Raw genomic sequence first — 19,784 nt, 5'->3', positions numbered from 1 at the left:
AAAAATGAGCCAACAAAATAACAAGACGTCAAAAACGTCGCTCACGCGCCGAACCGTGCTTTCCGGCGCAGCCGCCATGGGACTTTCGACGATCGCGCGGGCGCAAGCGCCGGCCGAGGTCAAGGTCGGCCTGATCGTGCCGCTTTCCGGCATCTATACCCGCCCCGGCCAAGTGATGCGCATGGGCGCTGAGATGGGCATCGAACACATCAATGCGCAGGGCGGCATCAAGTCGCTCGGCGGCGCCAAGCTCAAGCTCGTCGTGATCGATTGCGGCGATACCACCGAAAAGGCCAAGAACGCTGCGCAGCGTATGGTGGCGCAGGAGACCGATCTGGTCGCCGCCACCGGCTCATATCTCAGCTCCTTCACGCTGGCGGTGACCGAGGTCACCGAGCGCGCCGAACTGCCGATGCTCACCCTCTCCTATTCGGATCTGCTGACCGAGCGTGGCTTCAAATACATCTTCCAGACCGCGGCACCCGCAAGCCGGCAGTCCGAACTCGGCCTGCCCGAACTGATGAAGCTCGCCGAAAAGGCGTCGGGCAAGCGTCCGAAGACGGTGGCGATGCTGATGGACAATACTGCGACGTCGGTTGCGACCGCGAAGGCGCTGAAAGAGAAGATCTTCGCGCAGGAGGGCCTTCAGTTGATTCTGGAGGAAGTCTGGACGCCGCCGCTTTCCGACGCCACGCCGCTGATCCAGAAGGTCAGGTCAGCCCGTCCGGACCTGCTGCTCTTCATGCCCAACGCGGTATCCGACGCCAAACTCGGTCTTGAGAAAATCAACGAGTTCGGGCTGGGCCAGGGCAAGATTCCGACGGTCTCGTTTTCGATCACGATTGCCGAACCCGACATGCTGCAAAGTGTCAGCCCCGAAGTCGTCCAGGGCATCATGACGATCGTCGCGAACTGGGGCTCGAAAGGCCATGAGGACCTGATCGCCGAGCTCAAGGCCAAGTACAAGGAGCCCTGGATGACGCAGAACGTCATCTCGACCTACGGCGACATGTGGCTGATGAAGCTGGCGCTCGAAAAGGCCGGCAAGGCCGATCGGCGTGCGGTTGCAGAAGCGTTCCGGACAATGGATGGCGGCCCCTCGAAACACTATCCCGGCGGTCAGTTGAAGTTCGACGAAAAGGGCCGTCGTGTCGGCGCCGGCGTGGTGGTCGTGCAGTGGCAGTCTGGCGTGCCCGTCACCGTCTATCCGCCTGATCTCGCGCAGGCGGCGCCTTTCTGGCCGAAGAAATCCTCCTGATCTGAACAAGCCTCTTTCGAGATTTTCAAGGAGCCATTGTCATGAGCAAGATTACGCGACGAACGCTGCTTGCCGGCGCCTCGATCGGATTAATGACGCCCCGTGCGTGGGCGCAAGCACCATCTGAAGTGAAAGTTGGATTGCTGGTGCCGGTCTCCGGCCTCTATGCACGGCCGGGACTGGTGATGCGCCATGGGGCCGAGATGGCTGTGGATCACATTAACGCGCAGGGCGGCGTGAAGTCGCTCGGCGGCGCCAAGCTCAAGCTGGTCGTGCTCGATTCCGGCGACACCACGGAAAAGGCGAAGAACGCGGCGCAACGGATGGTGGCGCAGGAGCCAGACTTGGTAGCAGCGAGCGGCGCCTATCTGAGTTCGTTTACGCTCGCGGTTACCGAAGTGACGGAGCGCGCCAATCTGCCGGTGCTCACCCTTTCCTACTCCGATCTAATCACCGATCGCGGCTTCAAATATGTCTTCCAGACGTCCGCAACCGCCGGCTCTCAGGCCAAGCAGGCCCTGCCGCAGATCGTGAAGCTTGCGGAAGCCGCGTCGGGCAAGAAGCCCAAGACGGTTGCGATCGTCACCGACAATACCGGCGCATCGGTCGCCTCCGCGAAGTCGATGCGGGAAGGCCTGCTTGCCGAGAACGGCCTGCAACTGATCGTCGATGAAACCTTCACCCCGCCGCTCGCCGACGCCACCTCGCTGGTTCAAAAGGTCCGAGCGGCGAAGCCCGACCTGCTCTTCTTCCTGCCGACAGTGATTTCCGACGCAAAACTGCTGCTCGAAAAGATGAACGAGTTTGGGCTGGGACAAGGCAAGATCCCGACCATCTCGTTCGGCATCGCCATCGCCGAGCCTGATATGCTGCAGACAGTCAGCCCGGAATTGCTGCAGGGCGTGCTCACCTGCGTCGCTAGCTGGGGCGCCAAGGGCCACGAGACGCTGATCGCCGAGCTCAAATCCCGCTACAAGGAACCGTGGATGACGCAGAACGCGATCTCCACCTACGGCGACATGTGGATCATCAAGGACGCGCTCGAGAAGGCCGGCAAGGCCGACCGGGTCTCGGTCGCCGAAGCCTTGCGCTCAATGGATGGCGGCCCCTCGAAATATTATCCGCTCGGCGAGATCAAGTTCGACGAAAAGGGCCGTCGCGTCGGCGCCGGCATGACCATCGTGCAGTGGCAATCCGGCGTGCCCGTCACCGTGTTCCCGCCACAACTGGCGTTGGCCCAGCCGTTCTGGCCCAAGATCTAGCCGAAGAATTAGCGCACTCCAACTCGCAAGGATCTGGAAATCGTCATGGACAAGGCAACATACGACCGGGGACTCGAAATTCGCAAAAGCGTCCTCGGTGATGAATTCGTCGACAAGGCCATCGCGACGGCCGATGACTTCAATCGTCCGATGCAGGACCTCACGACAGAATATTGTTGGGGCTATGTGTGGGGCCGCGACGGCCTCTCGCACAAGACCCGCAGCTTCCTCAACCTCGCAATGCTGTGCGCGCTCAATCGTCCGCACGAGCTCAAGACTCACGTTCGGGGCGCGCTCACTAACGGCGCCACCCGCGAGGAAATACGCGAGGTCTTCATGCAGGTCGCAATCTATTGCGGCGTGCCGGCCGGCGTCGACGCCTTTCGCAATGCGCGCGAAGTGTTCGACGAGCTGGATCAGAAGAAGTAACCCGGGAGCCGCAACCGCGATGCTGAACGGAAAACGCGCACTCGTCACCGGCGCGACGGCAGGGCTAGGGCTTGCCGTGGCGGAAAGCCTTGCCGGCGCGGGCTCCAACATCATCCTTCATGATCTCATCGAACCGAAGGAGACGGCAGCCCAGCTTCGGTCGCGCTTTGATGTCGAGGTGACGAGCGTTGCCGCGGACCTGTCGCAGCGCGCATGCATCGAAACCATGATGGCCGATTTGCTCGGGCCGGGGGCGATTGACATCCTGGTGAACAACGCTGTGGTCCGGCATTTCGCGCCGGTCGAGGACTTTGCACCGGAACGATGGGACGAAGCGCTGGCGGTGAACCTGTCGGCGCCGTTTCATCTGATCCGCCTTGCACTACCCGCGATGAAGAAGCGCAACTGGGGCCGCATCATCAATATGGCCTCGATCTACTCGACCCGCGCTGTCGCCGACCGCATCGACTACGTGACGACCAAGACCGCCATCCTCGGCATGACCCGGGCCGTCGCGATCGAGACGGCGACGAGCGGGATCACCTGCAACGCGATCAGCCCGGGCACCCTGCCGACGCCGGCTATCCAGCGAAAGATTGCATCGGTCGCCGCCGACGAAGGCCGGAGCGCTGAGGAGACCACGCGCGACTACCTCGCGGCGCGCCAGCCAAGCGGGCGGTTCATCGGGATGGAAAACGTCGGAGCGATGGTTGTCTTCCTCTCCAGCCCGGCTGGACAGGACATCACCGGCGCGATCCTGCCGATTGATGGAGGCTGGGCCGTCGCGTGAGCACAAATGATCGACCCTTCGTGAGGGATTCAAGGGCTGAAGCATCAAGCTGCAATATCATACTGACCGGGGCGGCCGGCGGCATGTTCAGATTGCGGAGATGATGATTCTGCCCGTAAATCGCTATTGAACCAATGCCGGTACCAGGGCGGTAGACGATGGACAAACGCGGTGAACTGCAATTCACGCTTCGAATCGAGGACGTTCCGACCGTTCGCTCGATGGTCGCGCAAAAGCTGCGCGAAGCGATCATGTCGGGAAGGCTGAAGCCGGGCCAGCGCCTGGTCGAACGGGAGCTCTGCGAGATGATGGGCGTAAGCCGGCCGTCCATCCGCGAGGCGCTCCGGGTGCTGGAGGCGGACGGCTTGGTCAATACCATCCCTCATCGCGGTCCGGTGGTCAGCACCATCAGCCTCGAGGAAGCAAAACAGCTGTACGCGGCGCGCGCCGTGCTCGAAGGATTTGCCGGCCGTGAATGCGCCCGTCTCCGCGATCCAGACGTGGTGCGCAGAATCGGGGACGCGCTGGCGCGATTGAAGGCAGCATTCGCCGAAGGCGACTTGACCGCCGCCCTGGAAGCCAAGACGGATTTCTATGCGGCGCTGATTGGCGGCTGCCAGAATGCCTTCATCGAGCGAATGCTAAGACCCCTGCACGACCGCATTACTCTGTTGCGAATTACGTCGATGTCGCACCCGAAACGTATCAACAAGAGCTTGCGCGAGGTCACCGCGATCTGGCGCGCGATCCAGAATGGCGATCCAGACCTCGCCGAGCAGTGTTGCGTCGACCACGTCAAGGCGGCCGCGGTGGCCGCACTCAGCATGATCGAGCAAACATCCGCGCCTAGGGAAAAAGCAGTGGTGGAGGAATAGCCGGTCCCGCCAAGGCTTATCGACGGACGAGCGGCAGATAGGAAATTCCAAATGAAGTTTTTTAAAACGATTTTTCCGCTGCTCTTGCTGTTGTCGTTGTCGGTGCCGTCGGCCCTCGCACAGGAATACCCGAACCGACCGGTCACCCTCGTCGTTCCCTTCTCGGCCGGCGGACCTGGCGACGTGATCGCGCGGCTGCTTGGAACATCGATGAGCGCGACGCTGAAGCAGTCGATCGTGATCGAGAACGTCGTGGGCGCCGGCGGCACACTCGGCACCAATCGCGTCGCCAAGGCAGCGCCGGATGGATACACGCTGCTGCTGATGCATGTCGGCCAGGCGACCGCACCGGCGCTCTATGCCAAGCTGCCGTTCGATCCGATCGGCGATTTCGCACCGATCGGTCTCGTCACGGATGTTCCGATGCTTCTGGTGGCGCGAGCGAATTTTCCAGCAAAGGACCTGAAGGAGCTTGTCGCCTATGTGCGCGCCCAAGGCGACAAGGTCACCTACGGCAATGTGGGCCTCGGCTCCGCCTCGCATCTTTGCGGATTGATGTTCATGAACGCGATCGATGCAAAGCTCACGCCGATCTATTACAAGGGCGGCGGACCGGCGCTCAACGACATCATCGCAGGTCACATCGACGTCTATTGCGATCCTGCAACCGGACCGACGCCCCATATCCAGGCCGGCACCATTCCGGGTTATGCGATTACCAGCAAGAAGCGGGCGGCGACCCTGCCGAACGTGCCAACCTCGGCAGAGGCTGGCGTACCGGCGTTCGACGTCACCACCTGGTACGGAATGTATGCGCCGCGCAACACGCCCAAGCCGATTGTGGATGCGCTGGTCGCCGCCTTGCAGAAGGCGCTTAAGGATCCGCCGCTGGTCAGCCGCTTCGCCGAGCTGAGCATGACGCCGTCGAGGAAGAGCAGGCCACGCCCGCGGCGCTCGACGCCTACCTTCGGGCCGAAACTACCAAATGGTCGCGCATCATCAAGCAAGCAGGTATCGAGCCCCAATGAGCGAGGTTCGACAAGCTGCGGCATTCCGCTCGATCGTTCGTTAAGCGGCCCGGCGTCAAACGGCTTTGCGCGCTAAGTTCTTGAAAGGCTTGGTGGGCGCACCAGGGCGCGAACCTGGGGCCCGCTGGGTGCGCAATCCTATCGCTCCAGTTTTCCCAAGAGAGCCAAGCGCTTCGAGCGACATTCTTCCTTGCTTAAATCGGTCCGGAGTCCTTCTCCCGGATCATAAATACGGCTCGGTGCAGGGGTATAGGTTTGCCCTGCGGCAATTGCCAAGCCGGTGGCCTGCATCGCCTCACTCACGACGCAACTCCGAGTCCTGGCCAACAACTAACTCCCGTTCGCTCGATCTCGAACGCTGTACGTTCCTGCATCAGGTCGTGGGTGGGAGGAGCAATCACCGATGCGACATTCGCTGGTGGCGATCTGGAGTTGAGAGTTTCCGACTCTTTCCACAATATCGGCCAGAATCGGACATGGGCAGCCGCTGGGTTTCGATGTGCGGTCCTCCCCAGGAGCAGACGGCGGCCAGCATGCGAGTATGCCCAGTGCTACCGACCGGACGGCCAGAGCTCCTCCACAATTCTATTCTTCTTGACTCCGATTGCTAATGCGCGGATCCTTTGGAGAATTACGATTGGCAATTTGCGACGCTGCCGAACTTCGGCAAGCCGACTTGTAGGCCGGCTTCAGGGAAAAGATTTTCGATAAGCTGTTTACGGGAGGGGCCGATGCGTGCGCTCGCCTTGAGGACCGTCTCTCTTATCGCCTTGGCTGCATTAGGTTCTGTATTCACCAAGCCAGCCGCTATCGCACAAGATGGCGCCGACGACCAGTTCGGCAAAGTTCATTTTCAGACATCGTGCAACGAGGTGGCGCAACGCCGCTTTGACCGCGGGATGCGCTATCAGCACTCGTTCTGGTATCGGCCCGCGAAAGAGATTTTCGAAGAGACGCTCAAAGCGGATCCCGAATGTGCTATCGCCTACTGGGGCATTGCCCTCAGCCTTTTGTCGAACCCGCACTTCCCCGCACCGAAAGAGAACCTCGCCGAAGGCCTTGCGGTTTTGCAAAAGGCTAAAGCAATTGGCGCCAAGAGCGAACGGGAGCGTGACTACATCGATGCGCTTCTCGCTTTCTACTTGGGAGATGAGAAGGTTTCCTTTGGCCAGCGTGTGCAAGGCTACCTCAAGGCCACGGAAGCACTCGCAGCGCGCTATCCAGATGATGACGAGGCGCAGATCGCCTACGCCATTACCCTGAATGTCGCCGCCTCCCCAAATGACAAGACCTATGCCAACCAGCTCAAGGGGGCTGCCATTCTGGAGCCAATCTTTAAGCGACAGCCGCGGCACCCAGGCGTTGCTCATTACCTCATTCATCTCTACGACTACCCACCGATAGCGGAGCAGGGTCTGGATGCCGCTAAGCGATATGCCGAGATCGCCCCAGCGGCACCGCACGCCCAGCACATGCCTTCCCACATTTTCACGCGCGTCGGTTATTGGAACGAATCCATTGCCGCGAACAGCCGCTCTGCTCGCGCCGCGAAGGAGGGCAAGGAGCCCCACGAACAACTGCACGCCGAGGATTATCTCGTGTACGCCCACCTCCAACTCGCGCAGGACAAGGAGGCCCGCGAGGTAGTTGAGGACATGATCGCAACCAAGGGCTATGCGCCGAACGTCCGCACCGGGCCGTACGCGGTGGCTGCCAGCCAAGCGCGCTATACGGTCGAGCGCGGCGATTGGCGAGGCGCCGCTGCATTAAAGGTCGAGCCAAGCCGGTTCGCATATGTCGACGCGATCACCCACTTCGCGCGTGCGCTTGGCGCCGCGCGCTCGGGCGACCCTGATGCGGCACGGGCCGACATCGCGAAGCTTTCGGAGTTACGGGACAAGCTGCAGCAGGACAAGGATACCTATTGGGCTGGGATCGTCGACATCCAACAGCAGGTCGCAACGGCTTGGCTGCTCAACGCACAGGGCAAGCACGCGGAAGCGCTGGATGCTATGCGCGTCGCTGCCGATGCGGAGGATAAGACGGAGAAATCCATTGTCACGCCAGGACCGCTCGCCCCAGCGCGGGAGCTCTACGGGACCATGCTGCTCGAAAGGGGTATGGCAACTGAGGCGCTTGCCGCGTTCGAGGGCACCCTGCGTAAGGAGCCGAATCGTTTTGGCGCAGCTATCGGTGCCGCACAAGCAGCCGACAAGGCGGGTGACGCAGCAAAGGCGCGGCAGCATTACGCCAAGATCGTTGACATGGCCCGAAATGGCGACCCTGGTCGGCAGGACTTGGCGGCCGCGCGGAAATTCATGGCAAAGAATTAGTCAGGGTGCGAAGCAGCTCCATGCGCCTGACGGGTAGAACCTTCGCAGTCACCGTGAGCGCTGCGCTCATCCTCGTGGCAGCAATCGCTGTTTTGCCGATTCTCTCCACCGAGTTGGCAAACAAGAGCGTGTTGCGCGCTTTGCGACCAGTGTGGACTGAAGCACATTGGCCTTTTCCAACGGATCCTTGGGGCAAGGGCAAAGCGTTCCGGTGCAGGGCGGCCGATTGCGGCAGCGAAGTCCACCTTTACGTTCGCGCCAAGCTTGGTTTTTGCAACTGCGCCACTGGCATCGCTGACGACACGGACCTCGAGCAAATGGGCGATCTGGCTTTGATTGGCGGCCAAGCGAAGCCGTTGGGCGCCGGCCGGCCGATCACCGTCGGCTCAATGCGGGGCCGCACTCGGGCCTATAGCGTTAGCGCTGCTCAAAACCGAAATGGAGCCGTCATCTCACTCGCATTCAACCAGCGTTGCGACATGGTGGCGGCGACGGTTCTGCTTCAACATGGTGCGTCCACGTCAATAGAGCCAGCCGTGCTGGAGTTCCTAAATAGCGAAATCATGTTGAAATGGGCTGAGACTACCCTGGGACTATAACCCGGCCCAAGACTTTGCCGCGCCATTTTCCTACAGCTGTGGGATCGACCTCTGGTCGCTATTTCGCAATAGCTCTTGTCGCTATCGAATGTTCAGGCCGATAGCGCGCTTGCCGTCAGCCCGGCCAAATTTCCCATTGAGGGTCAAAAGCCCCATTTAGATCTTCCGGTCTACCCCGATAAGCAGACAATTTCAGAATCCTGCTGGACTTCGCGTTGGGGCCATTAGCAGTCGCGAAGACAAAGATTCGTTCTAGCCTATTCGCTCAACAAGATGCGCACGCGAGGGTGCCGGGTCAAAGCGATCGGCGAAATATTGCGTTTCGTTGGCGACCAATCCTTCGCGGAACTCCATGATGCTCACCGCGTATGATGGTATGCCGTCGTAGCTAAGCACGAATTCTGTCACCCACAGATCGCCGCTCCCGATAATTCGCCGGACCGTAAAACGCTTCTTGTTTGGCTGGACGAACCGGCTCTCTTGAATCTTGTGCCGGCCGCAAATCCGCTCGCCGGATTGCGGATATTCAAGCACAGCCTCCTCGTGGTATATCTCATGCTCGATCTCGAAATCGCTCGCGTCCGAAGCATTCCAATGGCGCTGCAACGCTAGCCGCACAGTTCGATTATCCATCTCAATCTCCAACCAAGGTTTCCGGCTATCATTTCGGGGACCTGAATTCATGTGAACCGTGGGCCGCTATTGCGATCGCGCCAGTGGCGAACGAAAAGCAGCCGTCACAGGAATTTGAAACCTGCTGCCAAGCGTCATTGGCGGCGGTCAATGAGATCGCATTTCATAATCAACCAAAAAGCAGATGTCAGCAACGGGTCAACCGCGTCGCTCTTTCACTAGCCGTTTCCGCTCTAACCGCTAAGAGCGGACATACTGACGAACGCTAGATTTCGTCGATTTAGGCAATTTCCGTGCTTCACGCGATAAGAGGCCGCGTACTCCAGTCGGGGGCACGCGCGGTTCAGCGCTTCTGCTCGGTCGGCTCGCTCCTGATCACAAGACGATCGCGGACTTCCGCAAAGACAATGGCCTCCCCCTTCGCAAGGTGCGTGCACGCTTCGTCGAACTCTGCCGTGAGATGGCCTTCTCACGACGGCGAGCGTCGCCACTGATGTCGTCGTGGGCAAGACCTATCACGGTGACGCAGTACGCATCTTGCTAGACAGCCGCAAAATGCCGATCATGCTTCACCGAGCCGCCTCAATTGGCGGCCTCTTTCATTCTGAATGTCGGCTCTTGGCAAGCAAGCGGATGGATCCACTTGCCCGCGCGGGCGTGCCGGCGTGGCTCCCAAGGAAAAAGCGCGCGAGACGTCAGCGATTGAGTGTCAGATTCGGGGCCATGGTTGCGGAGTTGTCCTCCTGAAAGACATTGAACAGCACATAACCGCCGAACAGGATGACTGCCAACAAGCGATATAGAAAATATGGAGGCCGTCGGGACCTGTGATCACTCATTTCGCTGGATCCCCGTCTCGGCGAACCGACCGCTCAGCTCTTTGTGGCCGTCTTTGAGAGTTCAGCCTCTACGCCGGCTGCGCACGCCCTGGCGAATGAATAATCCATATCGGCGCGGAATAATCGCCAGCAGCCAACCTGAAAACGCTAGGCGGAATCGTATTCAAGAGTCCGGAATGGTACAAATGTTTTTATAACTATTCATATGTTGCACTTAGCGAAATACGAATGTATAGCTTGGGTTCCACGATGGCGCGTTGGCGCAAAGGACCCCGGTGCAACGCGGATGACAGGTTGATGAGCCGAGCTCTTTTCGTCCACGGCGCAAACAAGGCGCGCGTAGCGCAGTTCAATCTGCGGGAGGGACGCGCGGGCGAAGTCCTCATGCAGGTCGCCTCGGTCGGCGTCTGCGGCAGCGATCTGCATTATTTCAAGGACGGCGGTATCGGCGCCACGGTTATCAAGGAGCCGTTTGTCCCCGGGCATGAGTTCGGCGGCTATCTTTGTGAAGACGTGGAAGAGCTCGGTCTCACGCGCGGGCAGCTCGTTGCCGTCGACCCGAATAAGGCGTGCGGTCAGTGCGACTGGTGCCGTGAAGGCCATCACAATCTGTGTCCTAATGTTGAGTTTATTGGCGCTCCCCCATTCGACGGCGCAATGACGGAACGCATCTGGGCGCCAAAATCGCAGCTCGTTGCACTGCCGGAGAGCTTCGACGCACTCGACGCTGTGATGCTGGAGCCACTCGGCGTCGCAATTCACGCCGTCAAACTCGCCAAGCCGCGCATGCTGGAACGTGTGGCCGTACTAGGCTGCGGCCCGATTGGCCTGCTCATTGTCCAGGTGCTGAAGGCGACCGGCGCTGGAGAAGTCTTCGCCTGCGATCCGCTGGCGCATCGCCGTGCAATGGCCGAAAGAATCGGCGCGGACCGGGTTGGCGAAACCGCCGCCGATCTGATCGAATGGTCCAAAGGCGGCTGTCCTCTCGTGATGGAGGCGACGAATTCACCGTTCGGCTTCCGCGACGCCGTGACCGCGACACGCATCGGCGGCCGCATCGTGCTCGTCGGCATTCCGGACGGCGACATCTACACCTTGCCTGCCGCGGATGCGCGTCGCCGCGGCCTCAACATCAAGTTCGCGCGGCGGATGGGAGACGTCTATCCGCTCGCCATCGAGTTCCTCGCAGCGGGGAAGGTCGACGTGCGCTCGATCGTCACCCATCGCATCGGGCTGGAGGAAACGCCCGGCGTGCTCACGGCGCTCGCCGAGAACGCACCGGGGTATGTCAAGGTCCTCGTCGATTTGAAGAGGATATGACCCGATGCGGAATGACACGTAGCTGACGAGATAACAAAAAGGGAGGAATACGATGAGAAAATGGCTTCTGGCGACGCTTAGCGCGCTCGTCATTACTGCGGGTGCTGCCGTCGGCGACCCCACCCTCGCCCGGGCCGAATGGGCGCTCGACAAGGCAGCCGCGCCTTACAAAGGCACCGAAATCAACATCATCTTCCTCGATCGCCCTGGCTATCGCGCCATCATCAAGCTGCTGCCTGAGTTCGAGAAAAAAACCGGCATCAAGGTCAACTACGAAATCGTTCCATATGAGAACAGCCGCGAGAAGCAGGTCCTCAACTTCAGCTCGAAAGGCGATCTGACCATGGCACTGGTCGATCTGGTGTGGATCGGCGAGTTCGCAGAGAATGGCTGGATAGTTCCGATTGAGAAGTTCACCAGCGACGCATCCATCACCGACCCCGGGCTCGACCTCAAGGGCTTCTTCCCGCTGCTGCTAGACGCCTTCGGCTCGTGGGGCGGCAAGGTCTACGGCCTGCCCTTCGACAACTATTCGGGCCTGCTCTTCTACAACAAATGCATGCTGAAGGACGCTGGGTTCGACAAGCCGCCCGCGACCTGGCAAGACCTCTACACCACTTACGCCCCGAAGCTGACCAACCCCGAGAAGAAACAATACGCCTTCGCCCTGCAGTCATTGCGCGGCGAGACGCAGTCGGCCGACAGCTTCATGCGCGTGCTCTGGCCTTTCGGCGGCTCCCTGCTCGACAAGACGTTCCATTCGAACCTGATGTCGAAGGAAAGCCAGACTGGCTTGAAGTTCCGCCAGGACCTTATGAAGTACATGCCGCCGGGGGTCGTCTCCTATGACCACGTCGAGGCGGTCAACGCGCTGGCCCAGGGCCAGGTGGCGATGATCACGGAATGGTCGGCCTTCTATGGCACGCTGACCGATCCGAAGACCTCCAAGCTCGGCGATTGCCTCGCGGTCGCACCCGAACCCGCCGGACCGGCCGGCCGTCTACCCGCACTTGGTGGCTTCTCGCTCGCCGTCGCATCACAGGCCAGCCCGCAGCAACAGAAGGCATCCTGGCTGTTCATCCAATGGGCAACCTCGGAGGATATCGCGCGCGCCTATGTAGAGGCGGGCGGCGTCTCCGGGCGCAGCTCGGTATACGAACAGGCGGACATCAAGGCGAAGTACAAGTTCGTCGAGCCGATGGTCGCCTCCTGGCAGAAGGGCGTGCCGGAGTTTCGACCGCGCTTTCCGGCCTGGGCCGCGATCTCCGAGATCGTTGCCGAGGTCGGCTCGAAGATGATGCTCGGCGAGGTTTCGACCGAAGACGGCGCCAAGCAAATCGGCGCCCGCATGGAAGACATCCTCAAGAAGGAAGGCTACTACGACGGCAAGAAAGCCCTGCGGCAGTGAGCCGCCTGACGGCGAACGCGTTTTTCCTGCGTTCGCTGTCCTTGCTCCAGGCATCCGCAACGCGGATGCTCGTCCTCGGAGGGTCAGGTCATGACGACGCTCTATCGCGCCGCACTCGACGAACTCGCGTGTGTGTTCGACCGCATCGATGAAAGCGCCGTCGACCGAGCCATCGATGAGATCGCCAGGGCGAAATGCATCGCGCTTTACGGCGTCGGCCGCGAGGGCCTGCAGATCAGGGGATTCTGTATGCGCCTGTTCCACCTTGGCCGCCAGGCGGCGATGGTCGGCGACATGACGACGCCGCACCTTGGGACAGGTGACCTGCTGATCACCTCAGCGGGCCCGGGCCATTTCTCAACCGTGGCGGCTCTGATAGGCGTCGCACGCCGTGATGGAGCCCGGACCCTGGTTGTCACCGCTCAGCCGAACGGCGAATGCGCGCGCGCGGCCGATGCCGTGCTCCCGGTCCCCGCACAGACCATGGCCGACGATACGGGCCCCTCCGGCTCGGTGCTGCCGATGGGGTCCCTCTTTGAAGGTGCCCAGTACATCCTGTTCGAGATCATGATCCTTCGGCTGCGGGAACGTCTCGGGGTCACCCCGGAGGCGATGCGCGCTAACCACACGAACCTGGAATAACGTTTTGACGTCGGTACCGCAAAATCTGTCCACGCGATTGGCGCCACCCGCCGCCAGCGGCGCGCGGCGCCATCACCCCGGCTATGGTCGCTGGACGCCTTTCTTCTTCCTCGCGCCGGCGGTCATCGTCCTGTTCTCGATCGGCATTTATCCGACTCTCTTCGCGATCGCGACGTCATTCCGGCGCTACAACATCACGCGACGCGCCGACCAGCAGGACGGTTTCCCTTTCGTCGGTTTCGACAATTATTTCACCGTGCTCCACGACAGGGGTTTCTGGGATAGCCTTCTGCTCACCGGCAAGTTTTATCTCAGCGTGGTGCCGGTGCAGATCGCGCTCGGCATTTTGATCGCGCTGATGCTGCATCGGCCAGGCTGGAGCCTGTTGCGCGCGATCACCCGCGTTTCGCTGGTGGTCCCACTGGCGACGACCTATGCAGTCGTGGGGTTGATTGGCCGCCTCATCTTCAATCGCGACTTTGGCGTCGCGAACCAGTTCATGAGCTGGCTCGGCGTCTCCTCGTCCGACTGGCTTGGCAATCCGACGGGAGCCTTTCTCGCGATCGTCGTGATGGACATCTGGCAGTGGACGCCGTTCGTCGCGCTGATCTTTCTCGCGGGCTTGTCGATGGTGCCGGTCGAGATCGAGGAAGCCGCTCGACTTGAGACGAAGAGCCCCTGGGCCTTGCTCCGCTACGTACAGCTTCCCTACATGCTGCCGGGTCTTACCGCGATCTTGATCCTGCGCTCCGCTGACGTGCTGAAACTATTCGATACGGTGTTCGTGATGACGCGCGGCGGACCTGGCGCGGCGACCGATCTCATCTCGATCTATGTCCAGCGGGTCGGCTTCAAAGTTTTCGACCTCGGGCTCGCCTCCGCACAGGCGATCCTGCTGCTGATTCTCACCATTGTGCTCAGCCGCCTCTACATTCACATCTTCTATCAGGAGATCGAGTGATGGCCGCAACACGAATTGGCTCGCTGCTGCACGCGCTTGGCCTGCTAATCGTTCTCGCCTTCGCGCTGTTTCCCTTCTATTGGATGGTCACTTCCAGTCTGAAGGACCAGACCGAGCTGCTCGCCTCGCCACCCGTCTGGTTTTTCCACCCGACGCTCTCGAATTACATGGACATCTTTGCCGACACGAAGGTGACCACGGCAGTCCTCAATTCGCTGATCGTCGCGGTCTCGACCACGCTGTTGTCCGTCATCCTCGGCACGCCGGCGGCCTACGCCCTTGCGCGCTTCGAGTTTCGCGGCAAGGCCGACCTCTGGTTCTGGTTCATCTCGAACCGCATGATCAGCCCGATCGTGCTCGCGCTGCCGGTTTACCTGCTGTCGAGGCAGGTCGGCCTATTAAATACGCGCCTGGTGCTCGTGCTGATCTATCTCACCTTCAACCTTCCGATCGTCGTTTGGATCTGTACCGACCAATTCCGCTCAATTCCGCCAGATCTGGAGCAGTCGGCGCGGCTGGAGGGCGCATCGCAGTTCGACATATTCTGGCGGATCTACCTGCCCCTCGGTCTGCCCGGCGTCGCTGTTTCCGCCATCTTCGCGTTCATCTTCTCCTGGAACGAACTGCTCTATGCGCTCGTGCTGATCACAAGCCAGGGGCTCAAGACCGCTCCAGTGGTGGCCACGAACTTCATGTCGGGCTACGAGCTACCCTGGGGAAAGATCATGGCGACGGGTACGGTGATCGTGCTGCCGGTGACGGTCTTTGCGATGCTCGTCAGCCGGCACATGATACGCGGACTGACTATGGGCGCGACCAAATAACGGGAATCCGAGACCATGCCATTCGGCGTGAATCTTTCTTTCTGCGTCAAGCGCTGGGTAACGCCTGAGCTCTGGGCCCCGCTGGTCCGCGAAGATCTTGGCCTGGATCTCGTTCAGCTGTCGTTCGATCTCGTCGATCCGACCTGGCCCGACGATCTACTGGTATCGCTTGCCCGCGACATCCGCCAATGCACGGACAGGGCTGGCATCAACGTGCATAGCGCTTTCATCGGCCTTGCTCACTACACGTTCAACCAGCTGCTGCATCCCGATCCTCGCGTCCGCGATGTCGCAGAAGTCTGGATGAGACGCGCCTATCGTTTTGCGGCTAGCGCCGGCATCGCGCGCGTTGGCGGGCCGCTCGGCGCGGTTGCCTCACGCCGCGATGGTCGCGAGGCCGACACCCTGCTGCGCGCAGACTATGAAGACCTGATCGCACGCATGCATAGGTTGGCTGACGCCGCAAAGGCCGAAGGGATCGTCGAACTTTACGTTGAGCCTACGCCGATGCGGCGCGAGTGGCCCTGGACCGTGGATCAGGCGCTCACGATGGCCACCGACCTCGAGACGTCGGCGGTGCCGTGGAAGTTCTGCCTGGATTGGGGCCATGGGACGTTCGAGCCGCTCTACGGAAGATACCGGGCCGGCATGGCCGACTGGTTTGCGGCGCTCGGGGTTAAAATCGGTGTGATCCATGTGCAGCAAACCGATTTCCAGTATGACCGACACTGGGATTTTACCGAGCCCGGCCGGCTCGATCCCGTTGCGACGGCTGCGCTGCAAAGGGCGCACGGACTCGGCCAAACACCTGTATTTCTAGAAGTCTTTTATCCCTTCGAGCGCGACGACGCTTCCGTGCTCGAGGCGGTCAAGCGGTCGGTTGCAATCTTGAAGCCGGCGTATGCGTGAGGGGGCGGTGAGCGACACACACAACAGAGACACGACGACAATGCGCATGAACGCGGAGGACCTGACTGAAGCGCAAATCCAGGCGCGAGCCTGTTGGTACTACTATGTCGGCGCGATGACACAGCAGGAGATCGCCGATCGACTGGGGCTGACGCGGCTCAGGGTCAACAAGCTGCTTGGACAAGCGCGGCAGGACGGGCTCGTCAGCGTCGAGATCAAGCTGCCGCTCGCCAATTGCGTCGCGCTGGAAGAGAGGCTGAAGGCGCGCTTTGCGCTCGATGATGTTTCCGTAGTGCCGACCTTGCCCGATCCCGACGCACTGCAGCAGGTGGTCGGCGAAGCCGCGAGCACGATGCTTCACCCCCTGCTGAAGGATGGCATCGGCCTCGGCGTCGGCTGGGGTCGCACATTGAGCGCCGCTGCGCGCGCGCTCAAGCAGCGACGATTCGCTCAGGGTTGGGTGACTTCGCTGATGGGCGGCTTGACACGCGGCGCCGGCACTAACACCTTCGAGGTCGCGACCGAGTTTGCGCGCCTGATCGGCGCCGAATGCTACTATGTCGCTGCACCGATCTATTGCCCGTCGGTCGAGAGCCGTTCGACGCTCCTGACCCACTACGGACTTGCGGACGTAATGCGCCGAGCGCGCGAAGGCCAGATCGCGCTTGTGTCCTGCGGCGACCTGACACCACGCTCGCTGCTTGCGTCGACCCATATCGTCAGCGAAGCGCTGGACGGGCTGCGGAAGGCCGGCGCAGTCGGTGACCTGCTCGGAACGTTCCTCGACGAATATGGCCGGCCGATTGACCATCCCCTCAACTCCCGCGTCATGGCCCTGAGTCCACAGGAACTGAAGGCATACCCGATCTCGATCTTGGCTTCGGGCGGGGTACCCAAGGCGCCGGTGATCCGAGGCATTCTGAATGCGCGCTACGTGCGCTGTCTTGTCACCGACGAATCGGCGGCGGAGGCGCTGCTGCAATGAGCCTGCTTCTGGCCATCGATGTTGGCACCCTGTCGGCTCGCGCCGGTCTGTTCGACGCGTCAGGCCGGCTGGTGACGGCACGCAGTCATCCGTTCGAACTGCTGCGCCCTGCGGAAAACCACGCCGTCTATAGAATGGACGATATCTGGGCAGCAGTGTGTGCCGCAATCCGGGCGGCTATCAGTGAAGCGCCAGGCGCGGCGGCTGCGATTGCGGGTATTGCTGTCGACGCCACATCATCCACTTTTTTCGAGGCGAAAGGCGAACGGCCGCTTGAAGGCGACGCGGATGTCATCTGCTGGATGGACCACCGCGGCGAGCGCGAGGCCGAAGAGATCGGGGCTTCCGGCGACCGCTATCTCGATCATGTCGGCGGCACGGTCTCCCCGGAGATGTATTTGCCCAAGATTCTGTGGGTGAAGCGACACAGGCCGGAGGCTTGGGCGCGCATCACCGCTGTACGCGATCTCTCGGATGAAGTGGCCCGTCGCCTAACCGGCGTCGATCGTCACTCTGTCTGCGGGCTTGCCTGCAAGTTTCCCTACCTGCCCGCTGACCCCAACCCGTGGCGCCGCGAACTGCTCGCAGCGCTCGGCCTCTCCGATCTTCTGCAGCGTGGCAATCTCGCCGAGCCGCCTGGCCGGGTCGGCGAAGTTCAAGGGACGGTTTCCTCGGAGGCGGCGCAGGCGCTCGGCATCGCGCCCGGCGCGCCGGTCGCGATCGGCCTGATCGACGCGGAAGCAGGCGCTCTCGGCGTCGCAAGCCGCGGTTTTCGTGACAAGATGAATCGCTCCCTGGCGCTGATCGGCGGCACGTCAACCTGCTACATGTGCTGGGCGGAGGATGAGCGGCACATCTCCGGCATCTGGGGGCCTTTCAAGGACGCGATATTTCCCGGCTACTGGATGCACGAGGCCGGCATGAGCATCTCGGGCGCTGCGCTCGACACCGTGCTGGATCAGCATCCCGCGAGCCCGGGCAAGGCTTCGGCGGAGCGGCACGCGGAGGCCGCCCGCGACATCCTCGCGCTGCTCGATCTCGAAGGCCCCGCCTTCGCCGCACGACGGCATGTCATCCCCGACTGGCTCGGCAATCGCGCGCCCTATGGCGATGGGACAGTGCGCGCGCTGGTCAGCGGCATCGGCCTGGAGACGAGCCCGCGCTCGTTCCTCGAGCACTATTACGCGACGGCCCGCGCGCTCGCGCTGCAAAGCCGGCACATCCGCGAACATCTAAACGCGCACGGTTATGCAATCGATCGCGTCTGCCTCTCCGGCGGACATGCCAAGAACCCACTGATGGTGCGCCTGTATCGCGATGCGCTTGGCGCGGATCTCGTGATCTCCCACGCGCCCGAACCGGTGCTGCTCGGCACTGCAATGGTCGCCGCCGTTGCCGCCGGGCTGCATCCGGATCTGTTCGCCGCGCTCGACGCGATGGCGCCGGAGCAGACCATCCACACGGCAGATCCGACATGGGCGACGGCCAACGACGTTGCCTATTCGACCTACCTGAAGCTATTCGCCATCCGCAACGAAATCGAGGTCGAGGGTCGACGGCTGGCTGGTCATCCCTCCGCGTCCACAGGAGTATTCTGAACGCAATGTCCTTTCTCAAGCTCGATAAGGTTGTCAAACGCTACGGCTCGATCCCTGTAATCCACGGCGTAAGCCTGGAGGCGAAAAAGGGCGAGTTCGTCGTCTTCGTCGGCCCGTCGGGCTGCGGGAAGTCGACACTGTTGCGCATGATCGCGGGCCTCGAGGAGATCTCCGCAGGCGATGTCTCGATCGACGGCCGGGTCGTCACGAGCGTCGCGCCGGCCGATCGCGAAGTATCGATGGTTTTCCAGTCTTACGCGCTCTATCCGCACATGAGCGTATTCGACAACATCGCCTTCGGCCTCAAGATGGCGAAAATGCCCGCCGACCAGATCATCGGACGCGTCGACGAAGCGGCCAGCATCCTTCAGATTGGTCCGCTGCTGTCGCGCAAGCCGCGCCAGCTCTCCGGCGGCCAGCGACAACGCGTCGCGATCGGCCGGGCGATCGTGCGCCACCCGAAGCTATTCCTGTTCGACGAGCCGCTTTCCAACCTCGATGCCGAATTGCGAGCGCAAATGCGCGTCGAGATCGCTCGGCTGCACCGCAATCTCGGCGTCACCATGGTCTATGTGACGCACGACCAGGTCGAGGCGATGACCCTCGCAGATCGCATCGTCGTGCTACGCGCCGGCCAGATCGAACAGGTCGGCTCGCCGAGCACGCTTTACGATGAGCCGGCCAACCGCTTTGTCGCGGGCTTCATCGGCTCACCCAAGATGAACTTCATTGAGGCCAGGATCGGCGCTGTCGCGGACAACGCGATCACGCTCTCGCATCCCGCCTTTGTAGGGGGAACACTGACCGTCGAACGCGCGCCGCTGCGTCCGGTGTCGCCGGGCGCCCCCGTCACGGTGGGGCTGCGGCCGGACAATCTCACGATCGGTAGCCCCAACCCCATTCTCAACCTGACCGCGGATTTCTCCGAAAATCTCGGCGGCCACACCCAGATCTATGCCACCGCAACCGACGCGCCTCAGATTGCGATCCTCGCGAATGGACGGCGGGCCATCGTTCGGGGAGCTACGCTGCCGGTCGGCCTCGCCTCAGGGCGGGTCTATCTGTTCGACGCCGACGGGATTGCAATGTGA

The 19,784-nt window shown here is 61.5% G+C and carries 17 protein-coding genes and 1 pseudogene; 17 read left to right on the top strand and 1 reads right to left on the bottom strand.

Going from position 1 to position 19,784, the window contains the following annotated elements; translation table 11 throughout:
- The first annotated feature begins 4 nt into the window (after positions 1–4).
- From HCN58_RS29440 to HCN58_RS29405, 8 genes and pseudogenes are all read left to right on the top strand, one after another.
- Positions 5–1,258 carry an ABC transporter substrate-binding protein gene (locus HCN58_RS29440; protein ID WP_171582863.1) on the top strand — a complete coding sequence of 418 codons (1,254 nt, stop codon included), beginning with the start codon at positions 5–7 and terminating at the stop codon, positions 1,256–1,258.
- A 41-nt stretch (positions 1,259–1,299) separates the two neighbouring features.
- The gene (locus tag HCN58_RS29435) at positions 1,300–2,520 is read left to right on the top strand and encodes an ABC transporter substrate-binding protein (RefSeq protein ID WP_171582862.1); all 1,221 of its coding nucleotides are present in this window, start codon (positions 1,300–1,302) and stop codon (positions 2,518–2,520) included.
- A 45-nt stretch (positions 2,521–2,565) separates the two neighbouring features.
- Positions 2,566–2,949 carry a 4-carboxymuconolactone decarboxylase gene (gene pcaC, locus HCN58_RS29430; RefSeq protein ID WP_171582861.1) on the top strand — a complete coding sequence of 128 codons (384 nt, stop codon included), beginning with the start codon at positions 2,566–2,568 and terminating at the stop codon, positions 2,947–2,949.
- A 19-nt stretch (positions 2,950–2,968) separates the two neighbouring features.
- Positions 2,969–3,739, top strand: a complete 771-nt coding sequence (locus HCN58_RS29425) for an SDR family oxidoreductase (protein WP_171582860.1) — start codon at positions 2,969–2,971, stop codon at positions 3,737–3,739.
- Positions 3,740–3,897: 158 nt separating this feature from the next.
- Positions 3,898–4,614, top strand: a complete 717-nt coding sequence (locus tag HCN58_RS29420) for a GntR family transcriptional regulator (protein WP_171582859.1) — start codon at positions 3,898–3,900, stop codon at positions 4,612–4,614.
- A gap of 51 nt (positions 4,615–4,665) precedes the next feature.
- Positions 4,666–5,642, top strand: a pseudogene (locus HCN58_RS29415) (tripartite tricarboxylate transporter substrate-binding protein).
- 731 nt (positions 5,643–6,373) lie between these two features.
- Complete coding sequence (locus tag HCN58_RS29410) at positions 6,374–7,975, top strand: tetratricopeptide repeat protein (RefSeq protein ID WP_171582858.1); 1,602 nt, start codon at positions 6,374–6,376, stop codon at positions 7,973–7,975.
- 20 nt (positions 7,976–7,995) lie between these two features.
- A complete protein-coding gene (locus HCN58_RS29405) occupies positions 7,996–8,574 on the top strand; it encodes a hypothetical protein (protein ID WP_171582857.1) in 579 nt (192 codons plus the stop codon).
- Between the two features lie 252 nt (positions 8,575–8,826).
- On the opposite strand, the gene HCN58_RS29400 is transcribed toward HCN58_RS29405, so the two are convergent.
- Positions 8,827–9,207 carry a nuclear transport factor 2 family protein gene (locus HCN58_RS29400; protein WP_171583005.1) on the bottom strand — a complete coding sequence of 127 codons (381 nt, stop codon included), beginning with the start codon at positions 9,205–9,207 and terminating at the stop codon, positions 8,827–8,829.
- Positions 9,208–10,343: 1,136 nt separating this feature from the next.
- On the opposite strand from HCN58_RS29400, the gene HCN58_RS29395 reads away from it, so the two are divergent.
- The 9 genes from HCN58_RS29395 (at position 10,344) to HCN58_RS29355 (ending at position 19,784) form a co-directional block, all read left to right on the top strand.
- A complete protein-coding gene (locus HCN58_RS29395; protein ID WP_171582856.1) occupies positions 10,344–11,366 on the top strand; it encodes a zinc-dependent alcohol dehydrogenase in 1,023 nt (340 codons plus the stop codon).
- 52 nt (positions 11,367–11,418) lie between these two features.
- Entirely contained in the window at positions 11,419–12,774 is a 1,356-nt protein-coding gene (locus HCN58_RS29390) for an ABC transporter substrate-binding protein (RefSeq protein WP_171582855.1), read from the top strand.
- Positions 12,775–12,864: 90 nt separating this feature from the next.
- Positions 12,865–13,416: an SIS domain-containing protein gene (locus tag HCN58_RS29385; protein ID WP_171582854.1), complete on the top strand. Its 552-nt coding sequence runs from the start codon at positions 12,865–12,867 to the stop codon at positions 13,414–13,416.
- A gap of 4 nt (positions 13,417–13,420) precedes the next feature.
- Complete coding sequence (locus tag HCN58_RS29380) at positions 13,421–14,377, top strand: carbohydrate ABC transporter permease (protein ID WP_235983990.1); 957 nt, start codon at positions 13,421–13,423, stop codon at positions 14,375–14,377.
- A complete protein-coding gene (locus tag HCN58_RS29375; RefSeq protein WP_171582853.1) occupies positions 14,377–15,201 on the top strand; it encodes a carbohydrate ABC transporter permease in 825 nt (274 codons plus the stop codon). The genes HCN58_RS29380 and HCN58_RS29375 overlap by 1 nt, the downstream gene beginning before the upstream one ends.
- A 15-nt stretch (positions 15,202–15,216) precedes the next feature.
- Positions 15,217–16,110 (top strand): sugar phosphate isomerase/epimerase family protein, encoded by an 894-nt coding sequence (locus HCN58_RS29370; RefSeq protein ID WP_171582852.1) that lies wholly within the window; start codon positions 15,217–15,219, stop codon positions 16,108–16,110.
- Between the two features lie 46 nt (positions 16,111–16,156).
- Positions 16,157–17,095 (top strand): sugar-binding transcriptional regulator, encoded by a 939-nt coding sequence (locus tag HCN58_RS29365; RefSeq protein ID WP_235983989.1) that lies wholly within the window; start codon positions 16,157–16,159, stop codon positions 17,093–17,095.
- Positions 17,092–18,693 (top strand): FGGY-family carbohydrate kinase, encoded by a 1,602-nt coding sequence (locus HCN58_RS29360; RefSeq protein WP_171582851.1) that lies wholly within the window; start codon positions 17,092–17,094, stop codon positions 18,691–18,693. Before HCN58_RS29365 ends, HCN58_RS29360 begins: the two co-directional genes overlap by 4 nt.
- Before the next feature lie 5 nt (positions 18,694–18,698).
- On the top strand, positions 18,699–19,784 hold the full coding sequence (locus tag HCN58_RS29355) for an ABC transporter ATP-binding protein (RefSeq protein ID WP_171582850.1): 1,086 nt from the start codon (positions 18,699–18,701) through the stop codon (positions 19,782–19,784).

The organism is Bradyrhizobium australiense, from assembly GCF_013114825.1.
Lineage (GTDB): Bacteria > Pseudomonadota > Alphaproteobacteria > Rhizobiales > Xanthobacteraceae > Bradyrhizobium > Bradyrhizobium australiense.
This window is presented reverse-complemented; position numbering and strand designations above follow the sequence as displayed.